27 protein-coding genes are annotated in these 13,222 nt (G+C 40.6%); 17 read left to right on the top strand and 10 right to left on the bottom strand.

Annotated elements, in window-relative coordinates; all coding sequences use genetic code 11:
• Positions 1-117: 117 nt before the first annotated feature.
• The 9 genes from BN54_RS02105 to BN54_RS02065 form a co-directional block, all read right to left on the bottom strand.
• A complete protein-coding gene (locus BN54_RS02105) occupies positions 118-891 on the bottom strand; it encodes a hypothetical protein (protein WP_019205481.1) in 774 nt (257 codons plus the stop codon).
• Entirely contained in the window at positions 881-1,288 is a 408-nt protein-coding gene (locus BN54_RS02100; protein WP_019205480.1) for a hypothetical protein, read from the bottom strand. Before BN54_RS02100 ends, BN54_RS02105 begins: the two co-directional genes overlap by 11 nt.
• Positions 1,278-2,228 (bottom strand): ParA family protein, encoded by a 951-nt coding sequence (locus BN54_RS02095; RefSeq protein WP_019205479.1) that lies wholly within the window; start codon positions 2,226-2,228, stop codon positions 1,278-1,280. The genes BN54_RS02100 and BN54_RS02095 overlap by 11 nt, the downstream gene beginning before the upstream one ends.
• A 64-nt stretch (positions 2,229-2,292) precedes the next feature.
• Positions 2,293-2,676, bottom strand: coding sequence for a hypothetical protein (locus BN54_RS02090; RefSeq protein WP_019205478.1), 384 nt, complete (start codon positions 2,674-2,676; stop codon positions 2,293-2,295).
• A 752-nt stretch (positions 2,677-3,428) separates the two neighbouring features.
• Positions 3,429-4,268 (bottom strand): Abi-alpha family protein, encoded by an 840-nt coding sequence (locus BN54_RS02085; RefSeq protein WP_019205477.1) that lies wholly within the window; start codon positions 4,266-4,268, stop codon positions 3,429-3,431.
• 72 nt (positions 4,269-4,340) lie between these two features.
• Positions 4,341-4,805 carry a hypothetical protein gene (locus tag BN54_RS10395; protein WP_019205476.1) on the bottom strand — a complete coding sequence of 155 codons (465 nt, stop codon included), beginning with the start codon at positions 4,803-4,805 and terminating at the stop codon, positions 4,341-4,343.
• 25 nt (positions 4,806-4,830) lie between these two features.
• On the bottom strand, positions 4,831-5,295 hold the full coding sequence (locus BN54_RS10390) for a glycine zipper 2TM domain-containing protein (protein WP_019205475.1): 465 nt from the start codon (positions 5,293-5,295) through the stop codon (positions 4,831-4,833).
• A gap of 13 nt (positions 5,296-5,308) precedes the next feature.
• Entirely contained in the window at positions 5,309-5,590 is a 282-nt protein-coding gene (locus tag BN54_RS02070) for a M78 family metallopeptidase domain-containing protein (protein WP_019205474.1), read from the bottom strand.
• Between the two features lie 13 nt (positions 5,591-5,603).
• Complete coding sequence (locus BN54_RS02065) at positions 5,604-5,942, bottom strand: helix-turn-helix domain-containing protein (RefSeq protein WP_019205473.1); 339 nt, start codon at positions 5,940-5,942, stop codon at positions 5,604-5,606.
• A 162-nt stretch (positions 5,943-6,104) separates the two neighbouring features.
• Between BN54_RS02065 and BN54_RS02060 the strand changes: the two genes are divergently transcribed.
• Both BN54_RS02060 and BN54_RS10150 read left to right on the top strand, forming a co-directional pair.
• The gene (locus tag BN54_RS02060; RefSeq protein WP_019205472.1) at positions 6,105-6,314 is read left to right on the top strand and encodes a helix-turn-helix transcriptional regulator; all 210 of its coding nucleotides are present in this window, start codon (positions 6,105-6,107) and stop codon (positions 6,312-6,314) included.
• Between the two features lie 245 nt (positions 6,315-6,559).
• A complete protein-coding gene (locus BN54_RS10150; RefSeq protein ID WP_155818233.1) occupies positions 6,560-6,703 on the top strand; it encodes a hypothetical protein in 144 nt (47 codons plus the stop codon).
• Here the strand turns inward: BN54_RS10150 and BN54_RS02055 are convergent.
• The gene (locus BN54_RS02055; RefSeq protein ID WP_019205470.1) at positions 6,666-6,854 is read right to left on the bottom strand and encodes a hypothetical protein; all 189 of its coding nucleotides are present in this window, start codon (positions 6,852-6,854) and stop codon (positions 6,666-6,668) included. The two genes, BN54_RS10150 and BN54_RS02055, sit on opposite strands and share 38 nt — an antisense overlap.
• A 97-nt stretch (positions 6,855-6,951) precedes the next feature.
• Between BN54_RS02055 and BN54_RS02050 the strand changes: the two genes are divergently transcribed.
• From BN54_RS02050 to BN54_RS01985, 15 genes are all read left to right on the top strand, one after another.
• A complete protein-coding gene (locus BN54_RS02050; RefSeq protein WP_019205469.1) occupies positions 6,952-7,155 on the top strand; it encodes a helix-turn-helix domain-containing protein in 204 nt (67 codons plus the stop codon).
• Positions 7,156-7,194: 39 nt separating this feature from the next.
• Positions 7,195-7,434 (top strand): hypothetical protein, encoded by a 240-nt coding sequence (locus BN54_RS02045; RefSeq protein ID WP_019205468.1) that lies wholly within the window; start codon positions 7,195-7,197, stop codon positions 7,432-7,434.
• Positions 7,435-7,445: 11 nt separating this feature from the next.
• A complete protein-coding gene (locus BN54_RS02040; protein ID WP_019205467.1) occupies positions 7,446-7,646 on the top strand; it encodes a hypothetical protein in 201 nt (66 codons plus the stop codon).
• Position 7,647: 1 nt separating this feature from the next.
• Entirely contained in the window at positions 7,648-7,869 is a 222-nt protein-coding gene (locus BN54_RS02035) for a hypothetical protein (protein ID WP_019205466.1), read from the top strand.
• A gap of 2 nt (positions 7,870-7,871) precedes the next feature.
• Complete coding sequence (locus BN54_RS02030; RefSeq protein WP_019205465.1) at positions 7,872-8,081, top strand: hypothetical protein; 210 nt, start codon at positions 7,872-7,874, stop codon at positions 8,079-8,081.
• Positions 8,082-8,129: 48 nt separating this feature from the next.
• The gene (locus tag BN54_RS10145) at positions 8,130-8,303 is read left to right on the top strand and encodes a hypothetical protein (protein WP_019205464.1); all 174 of its coding nucleotides are present in this window, start codon (positions 8,130-8,132) and stop codon (positions 8,301-8,303) included.
• An 87-nt stretch (positions 8,304-8,390) separates the two neighbouring features.
• The gene (locus tag BN54_RS02025) at positions 8,391-8,873 is read left to right on the top strand and encodes a host-nuclease inhibitor Gam family protein (RefSeq protein WP_019205463.1); all 483 of its coding nucleotides are present in this window, start codon (positions 8,391-8,393) and stop codon (positions 8,871-8,873) included.
• Entirely contained in the window at positions 8,874-9,530 is a 657-nt protein-coding gene (locus BN54_RS02020; protein ID WP_019205462.1) for an AAA family ATPase, read from the top strand.
• Between the two features lies 1 nt (position 9,531).
• Positions 9,532-10,101, top strand: a complete 570-nt coding sequence (locus BN54_RS02015; RefSeq protein WP_019205461.1) for a DUF669 domain-containing protein — start codon at positions 9,532-9,534, stop codon at positions 10,099-10,101.
• On the top strand, positions 10,101-10,781 hold the full coding sequence (locus BN54_RS02010; RefSeq protein ID WP_019205460.1) for a putative HNHc nuclease: 681 nt from the start codon (positions 10,101-10,103) through the stop codon (positions 10,779-10,781). Before BN54_RS02015 ends, BN54_RS02010 begins: the two co-directional genes overlap by 1 nt.
• Before the next feature lie 4 nt (positions 10,782-10,785).
• Positions 10,786-11,580, top strand: coding sequence for a conserved phage C-terminal domain-containing protein (locus tag BN54_RS09755; protein ID WP_019205459.1), 795 nt, complete (start codon positions 10,786-10,788; stop codon positions 11,578-11,580).
• A gap of 12 nt (positions 11,581-11,592) precedes the next feature.
• On the top strand, positions 11,593-12,462 hold the full coding sequence (locus BN54_RS01995; RefSeq protein ID WP_019205458.1) for an ATP-binding protein: 870 nt from the start codon (positions 11,593-11,595) through the stop codon (positions 12,460-12,462).
• A 17-nt stretch (positions 12,463-12,479) separates the two neighbouring features.
• Complete coding sequence (locus tag BN54_RS10140; protein WP_019205457.1) at positions 12,480-12,644, top strand: hypothetical protein; 165 nt, start codon at positions 12,480-12,482, stop codon at positions 12,642-12,644.
• 1 nt (position 12,645) lies between these two features.
• Positions 12,646-12,885 carry a hypothetical protein gene (locus tag BN54_RS01990; protein WP_019205456.1) on the top strand — a complete coding sequence of 80 codons (240 nt, stop codon included), beginning with the start codon at positions 12,646-12,648 and terminating at the stop codon, positions 12,883-12,885.
• Between the two features lie 5 nt (positions 12,886-12,890).
• Positions 12,891-13,088: a hypothetical protein gene (locus BN54_RS01985; protein WP_019205455.1), complete on the top strand. Its 198-nt coding sequence runs from the start codon at positions 12,891-12,893 to the stop codon at positions 13,086-13,088.
• Positions 13,089-13,222 lie beyond the last annotated feature (134 nt).

Below are 13,222 nucleotides of genomic sequence, written 5' to 3'. Positions count from 1 at the left end.
GCCAAATTGACCGGAATTAGTACAAATTGCGATATAATACCGCCGTTTGTAAAATTAAGTTAGAAAAATAGAAAAGCCATCTAAACGAAAAATCGGATCGACGGTGATTAAAAATGTTTATAGTAACTTCATAACAGTCTTAATTAAATATTCAAAATTAGTATATTCCGACCTAAAGTATTCTATTTTAGAATAAGAAATTCTATTTAGCTTAAGTGCCTCGGCATTAAGCATAGTGAAAACAGTTTCATACTCAATAGTAGTGATAAATAAAGATGATAATTGTTGGTTCATTAAGGATGTAGTTTTAAAAAAATTATTTAAATAAATAGATGGGGCTACATTTATATCTTCTCGAATATGAATTTTATCAGATAAAGAACCATATAGACTTTTTCTACCATATTGAGTGAAATTGTTTATTTGAGATTTAATAAATCTTTTCTGCTGAACAGATATAGTACTTGGAATAAAATCATCTTTAATTTTTTTAGTTACTTGCTCTAAGTTATTACTAAAAGAATTAGTGGGGTTAGAACCGTATCCATATTGAACGATTTTGATTGAGGATTCCAAACTCCCCCTAAGTAAAAAATAAGCCGTGTAGTCATCATTTTTAAGAACAAAAATTAAAGCGCATATTAATAAATGCTGATTTAGGGCAAGTAAAGACTTGATCTTTTGATCATTCTTTTTATTTATAAATAAATCATTGCATATACTCCTATAAATATATAAAACATTGTGCATTTTCTTTAGCTCATTAATCGTTTCATTTTTAGATGCTAAAAAAGAAGAGTTTAATACATTAATGACTTTTCGAAAATCTTGGTTGATATCATCAGACAATGTGCCTTCTAATTTTGGCACTTTATAATTATCATTTTCCATTCTTTAACTCCATATCAGCTAAGATTGACGATTCCTTTTTTTGCTTTTTAACTTTTTTAACGTTTTTTTGTGATTCGTTAAGATAATTGAAATGTTGATTAATGAGCTTATTAAATTTTCCAAAATCATCTAGATTAAAAAGATACTTTGCAATTCGTGAAAAGAGTAATGGGCGACTTCGATATACATAGTCTGCAAAGCCAGGTTCTTTAGTTTTTATATTAATAATATTAAATTCTTTTTCAAAACAACTAATATATGGGTGCAGGTCATCATTAGCTTTAAATATAGATTTATCAAAGATAGTTGCGCTTACGACGCCAATAAAGATTATTTTTCGTTCAATGAAAGATAAATTACCACTTTTTATTAGAGTATTAAGTTTATTACTTGTCATTTGCTATCCCCGCTATCCTACCTATTACTTCTTCAGTAAAATCTGACATCTTTGCTGCGTATTCTGAAATTCTTCTTTTGTTTAGAGCTTCTGTTGAACGATAGATTGCTGAATTAGTAACGAAAAAGTTATCCTTATGAAATATTGTATCAAACGGTTTAACAGTAGAGTGAACTCGTTTATTCATTTTAGTACTCAAGAATTTCTCTAAGTCTTCCTTATATTTTCTATGTGCTAATGCAATTCCATTGTTAGCTTTTGTTGGATTTAAAAGCATATATACTACCCCTAAAGCTTTTAACTTTCCTTGCAATGAATTATTTTTTTCCTTTAACTGTGTTGCTAGTATAGATATACCCATTGTTGAGAAGTCGTCAAGATTAGTTGGGATAATATAAAAATTAGATTGGGATAAAGCAACGGTAGTCAATTGGCCCCACGTTGGTGGGCAATCTATTAAAATATAATCGTAATTTTCGGTAAGCCTATTTTCAAAGAAATATGCCCCGAGTTTATCTGCTGCTGATGCGTTAATATCAATAATTAAATGTAGATCTCCAGGTATAATATCTAAATTTATTTTTTGCTCTTTAGCAGATTCTCTTGAAGAGGAATATGAACTGATTTCCGGAATTTCAAAAGAAAGATGACTAATATAAGGGGTATGTTTTTTTTCCTCATTATAGCTATCTACTAGATCATCTTCACTATTTTTAAAAATACCAACAATTGTTTTCTTTTCCTTAGTCAATAATTGATATTCGTCTAAATTTCCATAACTATATTTAAACAGAGTTTGAGTTGAGTTAAATTGAGGGTCAATATCAATTAATAGAACTTTTTTATTTCTTGCAGCTAACTCAATCGCTAAATTACAAGAAATAGTTGTTTTACCAACGCCACCTTTCATGTTTAAAATTGAAATAACATTTGCTTTCATTTTAATTCGTCTCCTTATTTGATTTTTAAATGGAAATTTCCTCAAAGGGGCTAATTTTCAGTAGCTAATACTTTGGTTTAAATATAAGTTTGTAAATTTTTTTATCCCACTTAAAAATTTTATCTTGAAGTTTCGTATATTGAAGGTACTCTTTCTCAATTAAAATGATGTTACTGCTATTTCCTTTTAATGAAAGGACCATACCTTGCTGTAAATTGTTTTCTATTAAATTCCTAAGTTTATGTTCGCTTGCTTCACATGTAATATTAGCTATATTATTTTGTAGTTTAATTTTCCTTACTAAATATTTAGAAGGAGTAGAAAAATCTTTAATGTATCCCCATAATAAACGAATTAAAGGAAGAAATAGTGCGAATATAATCATAAAAAAGAAAACCAAAAATACTATTAATAAAATGATGCACTTTATATTAATTGACAATGACATTCTATTACCTCTTTATTGTTAGAAATTTTATAATCAATTTGATCAAGTTTTAACCAATGATCAATTCACTTAGTATCCCTTGTATCAGTAGGGGATACCTTTTAGTTATGCGATACACTCCCATCGTCCCCGACAGTGGCTGTGTAGCCATCTCCAGAAAAGGTCCAGCCGTTGGATGTTCTCGTTGCCTACAGGTCACCGTTGGCACCGCCGAGTATTGCGCGTGCCTGATCTTCCGTAATAGCGCCACCAGTTTGTGAGGCTTGGCTCGGAGCGGTAGCTTGATTGGCAGTTTGGGTAGACGCAGGACTTGGTTGCACGTTCTGACTGGCCGAAGCGGATGATGATACTGACGTTTCTGCAGTTTGCGTTTTCTTTTTGTGACTATGCTTAACAACTTTATTTGAGCTGCTCGACGATGCAGAATGGCTGTCTTTTGTAGTCGAGTGTCCACAAGCAGCAAGACCAGTCCCAACTATAAGTATGCTGCTTAGTGTAATAATTCTTTTAAAAATCATGTATTTTCTCCAAATAAGTTACAGGCGGAAATTTTTGGAATACAATAAATAAAAAGTAACTGAGGTGATAATGTGTTCTTAGCTATTATTGTTTCCATAGCCATCAACATTGTTATAACACTGTTGATAGTTGGATTTGTCTTAAAAGTATATTCCGATTTTTTGGCAAAACTACTTACCGATACCGAAGAGCGTTATGATAATAAATTAGAACTTTTAAATAAAATTGAAAATTTACGCAAAGATAATTTCAACGAATGATTGACCTAATTCGGTTAATTCAAGGCTTCCCGGAATGATATTAACAGTGTCATATTGATGCTGCGTTAAAAAGATTTCCGGCCTTTTTTTAGAATTGATATCCAATTCAAAATGACCGTTCAAATTCTTTTCTAGATGTTTATTATTTATATGTTTTTTAATTTTACTTAGGTCGTTGCGTTCAGAATTATTAAATTGACCGTATTTTCTTCTAACAATCCCTAAAGATTCTAAAGTATCGATTTCTTTCGAATATATGCTAACTGTTTCTTTTTTAGGGTTATCATTCTTATTTAAAACATAGTCTTGTTTATAGTCAGTGAAAAATTGGCGGTCTTTCGAATCGGTAAATCGAACTTTTGTAATCGCTATTGATTGAGTATATTTGAACTTGTTTAAAAATAAAGCTTCATTTACGCTAAGATTTTTTAGAACAGTAGAAAAGTATGGGGAATTTTTATTCAAGTATTTGCTATCAGTCGAATTCGCGATTAAATTAGCAAAAAGATTTCGTAATTCTTCACTTGAAAGAGAGTATCTGGAATCTTCGAATGCCTTAAAAATGAGGCCTTTATTTGCGTCAGTACGCCGTTCTTCGGGAATTTGGGTGTATTTTTCGCTAACTTGTTTTATGAGGGCGTCTGTTTCTGCCTTCTTGACAGCACCATAGCGAATTAATTTACCAAAAATCGCATAATACAGTCCGCCAAGACTATATCCAATCTCTTGCGCTATAGGATTAAGCAGTAACTCTAATGTAGATTTTGGAATTACCTGTTCTAGATCTTTAATTTGGTTTGGATCAACGCTCACATTCATCACCTTTTCTCAAACAATTTACTAGCACTAAACATCTCCCGTCAGCTCATTGCTGTTCGGGATTTTTTACTTCGTAAACGCCTTATGGCAGTCATTGCATAACCAATCCACTTTACTGCTGCTTTCCCCAGCAAAGCCCGCTAATGCACCAACACCACCGGCCAGCACCGCCCCAGCAACTGCTTTGCCTGCGCTAAAACCTTCACGGTGCTTACTCAGTGGTGTTACGTCCTCACTACCGCAGAAGGGGCAGAAGAGTTCTTCGCCGGTTACGTTGCCTTTCTTGTCGATTGAGAGGGTGGCACCTTTGTTGTAGTAATGGAGAAACTCGATGGAATTGTGGGCTTGAAACCAATTAATGACTTTATTGTTATGAAGAGTTTTTCTGGTTTTATTATCAGGAAAAACTGCATTTGCGCATTCTCCGCAAATAACATCCTTATCCTTATTTTCGTAGTAGACTTCTTTAAAGATCGTGAAAAAGTTTAATTTCCTGCCGCAGCCTAAGCATTCCTTTGATTTAAGGTTCATAAGTCAAATTCCTCCCAACGACTATTTACTTCGTAAACGCCTTATGACAGTCATTGCATAGCCAATCCACTTTACTGCTGCTCTCCCCAGCAAACCCAGCTAGTGCACCAACACCACCGGCCAGCACCGCCCCAGCGACTGCTTTGCCCGCACTGAAGCCTTCGCGGTGCTTACTCAGGGGTGTTACGTCTTCGCTGCCGCAGAAGGGGCAGAAGAGCTCTTCGCCAGTGACGTTGCCTTTCTTGTCGATTGAAAGGGTGGCACCTTTGTTGTAGTAGTGGAGAAACTCGATGGAAGAGTGGTTTCGTAGCCACCAACTCACACTGTTATTAAGAAACAATTTTTTAGTTTTGTTATCAGGGAAAACTTTATTGGCGCATTCTCTGCAGATAACTTTCTTATCCTTGTTTTCATAATAGACTTCTTTGGCTGATGTAAAAAAGTTTAACCGCTTACCACAACCCATACATTCTTTCGATTTAAAATTCATAAGTTTAACTCCTTTATATATTTAGCATTAATGGTAAGTACCGCTCAGCGAAACGTGTAGCATATCCTTCTTCACGCAAAACAACTGTCTTTTTGCTATTGGATAAATCTCCGTAATCAACTTCATGGTGATAAATTTCGTGTAAAATCGTCTTAAGCTGTGTAAGGTCATCATCGTTGGAATTAACGTATACGTCATGACCATCAATTTGTCCGTGAAAATGCGGATTAGGGACGTCAATTGACCAGAATCGTAACTCTGGATACAAATCTTCGAGCTTTTCCAAATCGGTCATGAAGCGTCACCCCTTAGATTCGTCTCCGAAATTTCTTTGCTGCTTCGACCATTTCAATGATGGCTTTGCGTTCTTCGTCAGAGATATCCGGATCGATAGAGTAGGCCACCAGCTTTTGATTTTCTGATAGGCCTGAATTATCTTCTTTGTGCTTTTCTGGACGTCCGAGAAGATAATCTGTAGATACATTAAATACTTCTGCAAGCTGAACTACAGCACTACTTGTTGGTTCAGCTTTGTTATTTTCCCATGCAGTTACTGTTTGCTGTGATACATGAATTAATTTACCAAGTTCGGTTTGAGATAATCTCTTTTCCTTACGTAGATCTCTAATTTTTGATCCCATATTCATTACAGACACCTCCGCTTATATACTTATTTAGTTAGATTATATAGTTAACTTTGTATAAACTAAAGAAGTTTAGGAATCTTATAAAAAAAATCAGTATTTAGCATTGACTTATAAAGTAAACATGATATTATATATTCATGAACTACGAAAGGAGGTAACAGTTTGGCTACGGAGTTAAAAGTTTTGAGGGTTCGCAAGGGATTAAATCAAGAGGAAATGGGAAAACAAATTGGAATTTCCCAAGTAACTATTTCCGCTTGGGAACGCGGTGATTCTATTCCAAGCGGAAAAAACATTAAAAAATTAGCCGATTTTTTTGGCGTAAAGCCCAATGTTATTTTTGATGCAGTTTTTAACAATCGAACTTTATAATATGAGAATTTAAGTAAAGTATAGTTGTTAGAATGGGAGGTGCTAATGACCACACGAAGAGCAAAGGCGCATCACATTATGGTGCGCTACGAGAAGAACATTAAGAACGCGCTCCGGTCATCTGACCCACTAGCGCAAGGCTTCTATGGATTTTGCGCAGCAGCTGCGCGTCACCGATATGCAGTCCAATGGAAGAAGAAAAAGCAGCCCCGAGGGACTGCGAAAGGAATTTAAGAGGGACAAATATGGAAATTAAGATTACAGGAACACCAGAAGAAGTAAAAAAACTCCTTGCCGAGTTAGCCGGCAAAGAGCTTGTAACAAAGGATTCTGAGCGCAATTTCAATTGGGCTAAAGGGCGCTATGAGGATCAGCGTCAAATTTCTTAAGCCAATCATAGTTTTCAGAAACTACGTCTTGGAGAGTATCGATTCCTAAATATTTTCCGTCAAAGTTAGGATCTTGAGTAGCAATGGTTGCATTGGCTTTGATTTGGATTGATGCAAGGTTAATAGCCATTTTCATTAATTCACGATCCATAATTAATCACCTCCTTTCATAGGAGTAAGACAACGTAAACGCTAAGAACTATCTTACCACAACATATCGTGGCAAGTGGGAAAGAAGTGACAATATCATGTGGTCGCAAATTCAAAATGAATTGAAGAGGCAAGGTAAAAGCGTGTATTGGCTATCCAAGCAAACTGGAATTAGTGACAATACCCTCTATGCTTATAAGAACTATGGCATTGAGCCTACTTTTAGTAAAGTATGTAAAATTGCTGACGCCTTGGGTGTTAGTTTAGATGATTTGCGGGAGGACACAGATGACAAAAATTAAACAAATTCGGTTGGATATGTACGTTAGGAGGTGATGAATATGATGAACGATTGGAAACGCGTTGACGAAATCATTGCTGAATATGGATACAGCAAATCAGCGTTTTATCGTCGTCGCGCAGAATGCTTGGCTAACCCAAGGTTCCGTAAAGCGATCATTACGGATGGTAAACGTAAAACATTTATCGTGGAGCCTATCTGGCAAGAATTTTTGGATTGGCGCTCAGATCAGTCCAAGCAAGATATTTTGGGGCTTAATGTGCGAGGAGGCCACGTATAGGAGGGACAGTGATGACAACGATTGTGTTAGACCGCTACTATGGCGAGAACGCCGTGCAGTATGAAAAGCGGGTCGATAAGCTGATCGCAAAGGGCACCTATCGAGGCAAAGGTAGCGATGTGAGAAAGATCATCGGGTCCCAAAAAGTGCATACGCTTGACGGTACCTTGATCAAGGCAAGTTTGGATTTAGAAAGTAAAGGATGGTATTGAGATGGATTTAATCGCTGAAGCAAAGAAAATGGTTGCACAGGGACGTCATTCTGAAGGATGGGCGCTTATTGGTAAAAGTAAAGATGGGGTCCAAATTGTCCGCAATATTAATAACACAGATTTATGTTATGGAATCTACGAATTAGCTAAACACGATAAATATACAAGAACATTAATTATCGCTACTGTTGAAATGCTGAAAGCTGAAATGGAAGGAAAATGAAAATGAAGGTAATTAAGGCAATCGCCTATACGACTAGCGCGTGGGGCATGACCTACGCCTGGTTTAACGGGCTAACAGATTGGTTTGGGCTACCAGCGTTGATTTGGATCATTGTCGCGGCATGCGACCTTGGTGATGCACTATCGCCTTGGATGGATCCCTGGTTTGACCCAACTATCGATAAAAAAGGGACCAACGGCCGCCACCGTTAGTCCCAAGTGAAAACACAATATTAAAAGAATTTTCGAGGTAATTGTACCATGAATTTGGATTTAGCAAAATACTTTGTTAAAAAGCAAAAACAAGAACGTACAGCTTTGTGTGAATTAACAGTTGCAGACGTCCGACGTTTGCATGAGCAGTTTGCCCTGATCGATGGCTACGGCCACCTAATCAATATGGCGAATGGCTTATCAGAATTAGAACACCGCTAGGAGGGATTGCAATGCACGAACTCATTGACATGCAAGACGACCTAGAAGAGATCCAACAGGAAGAACCTTACGAGGAGATGAAGATCCATGACTGATATGCGGATTACTGATGAAGAAGGCCTTTACAAAGCACTGTATCGACTGCGGAAGCTTGATGAAGAACAGGCTCACGATGATGTGCAACGGCAAAAGGAACTGGACGAAACGAATGCTTGGTATGTCCCAGCAACGAAAACCCGCCAAGACGAACGAGAAGCCGTAGAAAGCCGAATTAAGGATTTCTACCTGACTCAGTACGAAGCAAACCCTCACTATCGCTACAAGAGCCGTAACGGTAGCGTAGGCAAGCGCAAATCTGTGGAATGGACGCACGATGACCAGCAATTAATCGACAACGTACCGGCAGAATACGTCAAGACCACTAAGAAGCTGCAATGGGGCGACTACAAAAAGACGCTTACCCCACTTGATGATGGCCGTGTGGTCAATGAAGACGGCGAAGTCGTTGCAGGCGTAACAGCTACCAGCGTAATTAACGTTACGATCAAGCCCACGAAAGGCGATGATTAGATGCGCTTCTACAAACAAGGGCGAGTTCCGCCAACCCCGCATATGTATTTCGTCTATGGCGACGGTGGCACTGGTAAAACGACACTGTTTAAGCAATTCCCTGGTCGTAAGCTGCTAATTAGCTTTGACCTTTCCACAAACCCGTTGATTGGTGATGAATCAGTCGATGTAGCGGTAATCGAGAGCAGTGACGGACCACGAATTCAAGAACTGGTGATGTACTGGGTGCAAGGAGCGATCGCTTCTAGTGATTATCAAGCAATTGCCTTAGATAATCTATCAGCCTTGCAAAATCTAGTGCTTGAAAACATTGATAATCGAGCCAAAGACAACCGGCAGAACTATCAAAAATTACAACTCTGGTTCCGGGAATTGTCGATGTTGTTACGGACTAGCGGCAAGAGTATTTACGCCACGGCCCACCAAGTTGACAACGGAGCCAACGGTCTAACGGCAGAAGGACGCTATGCTGCCGATATGAACGAGAAAACTTTTAACGCATTTACCAGTACTTTTGATCTGGTTGGCCGGATTTACATTAAGGACGGTCAACGCTGGATCGACCTAGATCCGGAACAAGGCAACCATGCCAAGAACCGGATTGACGATCGAAAACTAATCAAAGCAAACGAACTTATCCAACAGGAGGAACACTAATATGTTATTCAAAGTAGATCACAACAACATCATGGGCGCAACGGTTGAAGAAGCAGGAACTTACAACGTCACTGTTCTACCAACCTCACAAGTTACACAATCCAAGTCTTCTGGTAATGACATGATGGTGTTGAACTATGAAGTGGCTGATGGTAAGTACAAAGGCGGTCAAATCCGTTACCACTATCTGGTCTGGAATATCGACAGCCAACAAAGCCGCGAGCAATCGATCCGCCGCTTTAACACGTTAGCAGTGGCGTCCGGAGCGCAAGATGGGGTTGAAATTGCCAGCTTACAATTGCTACTCAAGGCTTGCATTGGCAAAGTCTTGTCAGTAACAGTTGATTGGGAGGAAAACCAAAACGGCGATTACTTCTTACGAGTTAAGTCATTTGGCCCAGCTAAGCAAGCATCAGAACCAAATGGTATTACTCGCCCACAAGGTAAGGGCCAACAATCACCACGTCAACAAGCTACCTCACGGCCGGCGCAACCATCATTTGGTGCACCAGTGCAAGCACCACAAAACAACTTTGCTAACATGACGGCTGACCAATTACCGTTCAACTAATGCTTAGTGGGAGCGCAGTTTTCCAGGACGGGTTTTTGATCATAAAGCCCGACCAACCGCCCGGCGACGGGTGGTTTGAGCATATCAAGACACTAAACAACGGCAAAGCAGATTGGTTCCGAGTGCAGTATGAAGAAACTGACCCGCGCAAGGTTCGGCCTAAGCAGCGGGCCCTCTTCTTTGCCCTCTTACACGACATCTGGAACTGGAGCGGCGAAGATGAGGATTACCTCAAGACGTACTTTTACAGCCGCTACATGGCCCGCACTGGTGGCAAAGCAATTAGTCTAGCAGATACCAGTCAAAGCACCGTCAGCGATGCTACAGAGCTAATTAATGACGTTGTGGACTTTATCTTTGAGTTTGACGTGCCAATTAAGGCTGGTATGTACTTGCTGCCCAAAGACGAGAACCATTTTCAGTATCAATGTATTGCGCACCGCAAATGTTTAATCTGCGGCCAGCACGCTGACATCCACCACGTCGATGAGATTGGCGCTGGCCGCAATCGTAACCAGCTTGACCACACGCAATTCCGATTAGCGGCCCTTTGCCGGGAACACCATACTGAGTTCCACCAGGTCGGGTCCAGCGTCTTTTGCAATAAGTACCACTTAACTAATTTAGGAGTCAAAGTTGATCACGCAACACTAAAGAGAATCGGAATCCAAGGGAGGTGAAGTCATGAATTACCTGCAAGAAATTCTGAGCTTTGAGAAGCTGCAAGAAATTAACCTAGTTTCACCCGGCCAAGCTCGGCTTTGGTATGTGCTGATGTACATCAACAATCTGACCGGCTGGAAAACCTGGTTTACGGTTGCAAGCTCCACGCTCGAATTCCGAAGCGGCTTATCACGTTCGGGTGTCATTAAGGCACGGAATGAGTTAAAGCAGCTAGGGTACATCGACTTCCAGACAAACGGACGAAAGGCAACATCATACCGTATGATCAGCCTAACGCAAGATAGTACACAAGATGGTGCACAACCTAGTGTACAAGGTAGTACACAAGTTGGTGTACAAAGTAGTGCACATACCAGTACACAAGATGGTGTACAAGGTAGTACACAAGTTGGTACACCATTATATAAACAAAACAAAACACAAACTAAACTAAACAAAACAAAAGAGAATACCCCCCTAACCCCCCAGAGGGGGGAAGACGGGCCACGGCCCGCCAAGTCCGTGCCTGGTGACGTGGCAGAAATCGTGGCCTACCTAAACGAAGTCACCGGGAGCCACTATAAGCCGACCACCCCGAAGACACAGCAACAGATCAAAGCACGAATGCGGGAAGGGTTTACGGTAGCCGACTTTAAGACTGTGATCGACAAGAAAAATCAGGACGAATGGTTTGTGACTGGTGGCTTTATGCGGCCTGAAACGTTGTTTGGTACCAAGTTTGAAGGCTATTTGAACGAACGGCCAAAGAACCAGCCGCAGCAACCGGCCCAACGGATCTACGGCATGAACATGTAGGGGGTGAACTGAATGGCTGATGAATTTGATTTTAGGATGCCAGCAGCGTTACGCCGAGCAGCATTCGACCCAGAAAATAGCCGGGCCATCTTTGCCAGCAAGGGCGTACCGATTGATGACCCACAGCTTGCTGAGCGAGTAGCCGCGAAGAAAAAGCAGCAACATCAAGCATGGGTGGAGCAGCTTAAACGCCAACGAGCCGATGTGTACTGGTCACACTCACTGCTGGGGGCCGGTGATGAATCGTTTGAGTTTAGCGATTGGCACCCGGAAGAGCATGGCGACAAGCGCCAAGCCAATAATATTGGCAACAAGGCCTATAAGCTAGCCCAAGAGATTGCGGCAGGTACTAACATGTCGGTGTTTATGTCGGGCAATGCAGGCACAGGTAAGACCTCGCTGGCTCTGGCTATGCTGACCGAGATTCGCAAGCAGGGGCGTAGTGTCATGTTTGTGTCGACGGAAGAACTGGCTAATCTAGTCAACGACCGGATCCAGTACCCTGACGTGGCTGAGAAACTAGCGGATACTCTGCGGGCAATGCAGGAGGTCGAAGTGCTAGTGCTGGACGACTTGGGATCGGAAGTAGGGACGTACGCTCAAGTCAACGACAAGGATTTCAAGGGCGTGCGCCGCGATATGCAGGAGCGGATGTACAAGGTCGCTAATGCCCGCTATAACGGCACTAAGGCAGAACAAGATTCCGCCCGCAAAGCAGGCAAGCGACTGTTGAAGCCGGTTCACTCAACCATCATCACGTCTAATAACCAGATCTCGGAACTTAACCGGATCTATGCCGAGCGGACAATCTCGCGCTTGATCACTCAAGACCCTAACCATGCCATTTTTTTCAACGGCATGCCTGATATGCGGCGCAACTAGAAAGCGAGGAAATAGCAATGACGACAAGCGAAAAATCAATCTTCTTGGTCGGCCAAGAAGTCAAATATCTGGGTGGTCGCTTTATCGTATCCGGAACATGGGACGATGACACCTGCGACTTAATGCAAGATGGACTGGTGGTTATGTATAACGTGCCACTGGCGGATGTGGAGGAGATTTAACATGACAAAGATCAACGATGACATCAAGCGGCTATACTACCGACTTGATTATGATGATATTGTGCAAGCTTTCGAAGCTACCCAAAAACTTAAAACCGGTTTTGGCGATTTCTTAGATCGTTGCGCTGATGCAGCGTTCGACGATGATGGCTATCAAGGGCTACAGCTTGCGGACTTTGAGGATGCAGAAATCGAAGCCTTGTGGGCCTATTACAAATCACGAAAGCACGCAGAGGAATAGTAATTATGGCTATGAGTTTTGAAGAGAGATTAAAGCGGGCAAAGAGCATTGTTAACAACTGCCGTGAAGAAGCTGAACGGCAAAACTTAAGCACAGCATGGGGCGATCAAGCCTTGACTAATGCAGTAGTAGCTATTGACTTTGCCATAATAGAAACGGCGAAAAAGTCGAAAACAAGTGTTGATGATGGAGGGGCTGATTGATGAAGCAGCGGCCAAGTAAGCAAGAAAGGCGGATGGATCTGCTACTAACGATCTTGACGGTGATCGTATTTGTCATCGCGATTTACTACGAAGTCCAATATTTCCGGTAAAAGAAAAAGGCCTACCCTCACAGG

This window comes from Limosilactobacillus ingluviei str. Autruche 4, assembly GCF_000312405.1.
GTDB lineage: Bacteria > Bacillota > Bacilli > Lactobacillales > Lactobacillaceae > Limosilactobacillus > Limosilactobacillus ingluviei.
The sequence above is the reverse complement of the archived record's forward strand: the minus strand, read 5'-3'. Positions and strand labels throughout refer to the sequence as shown.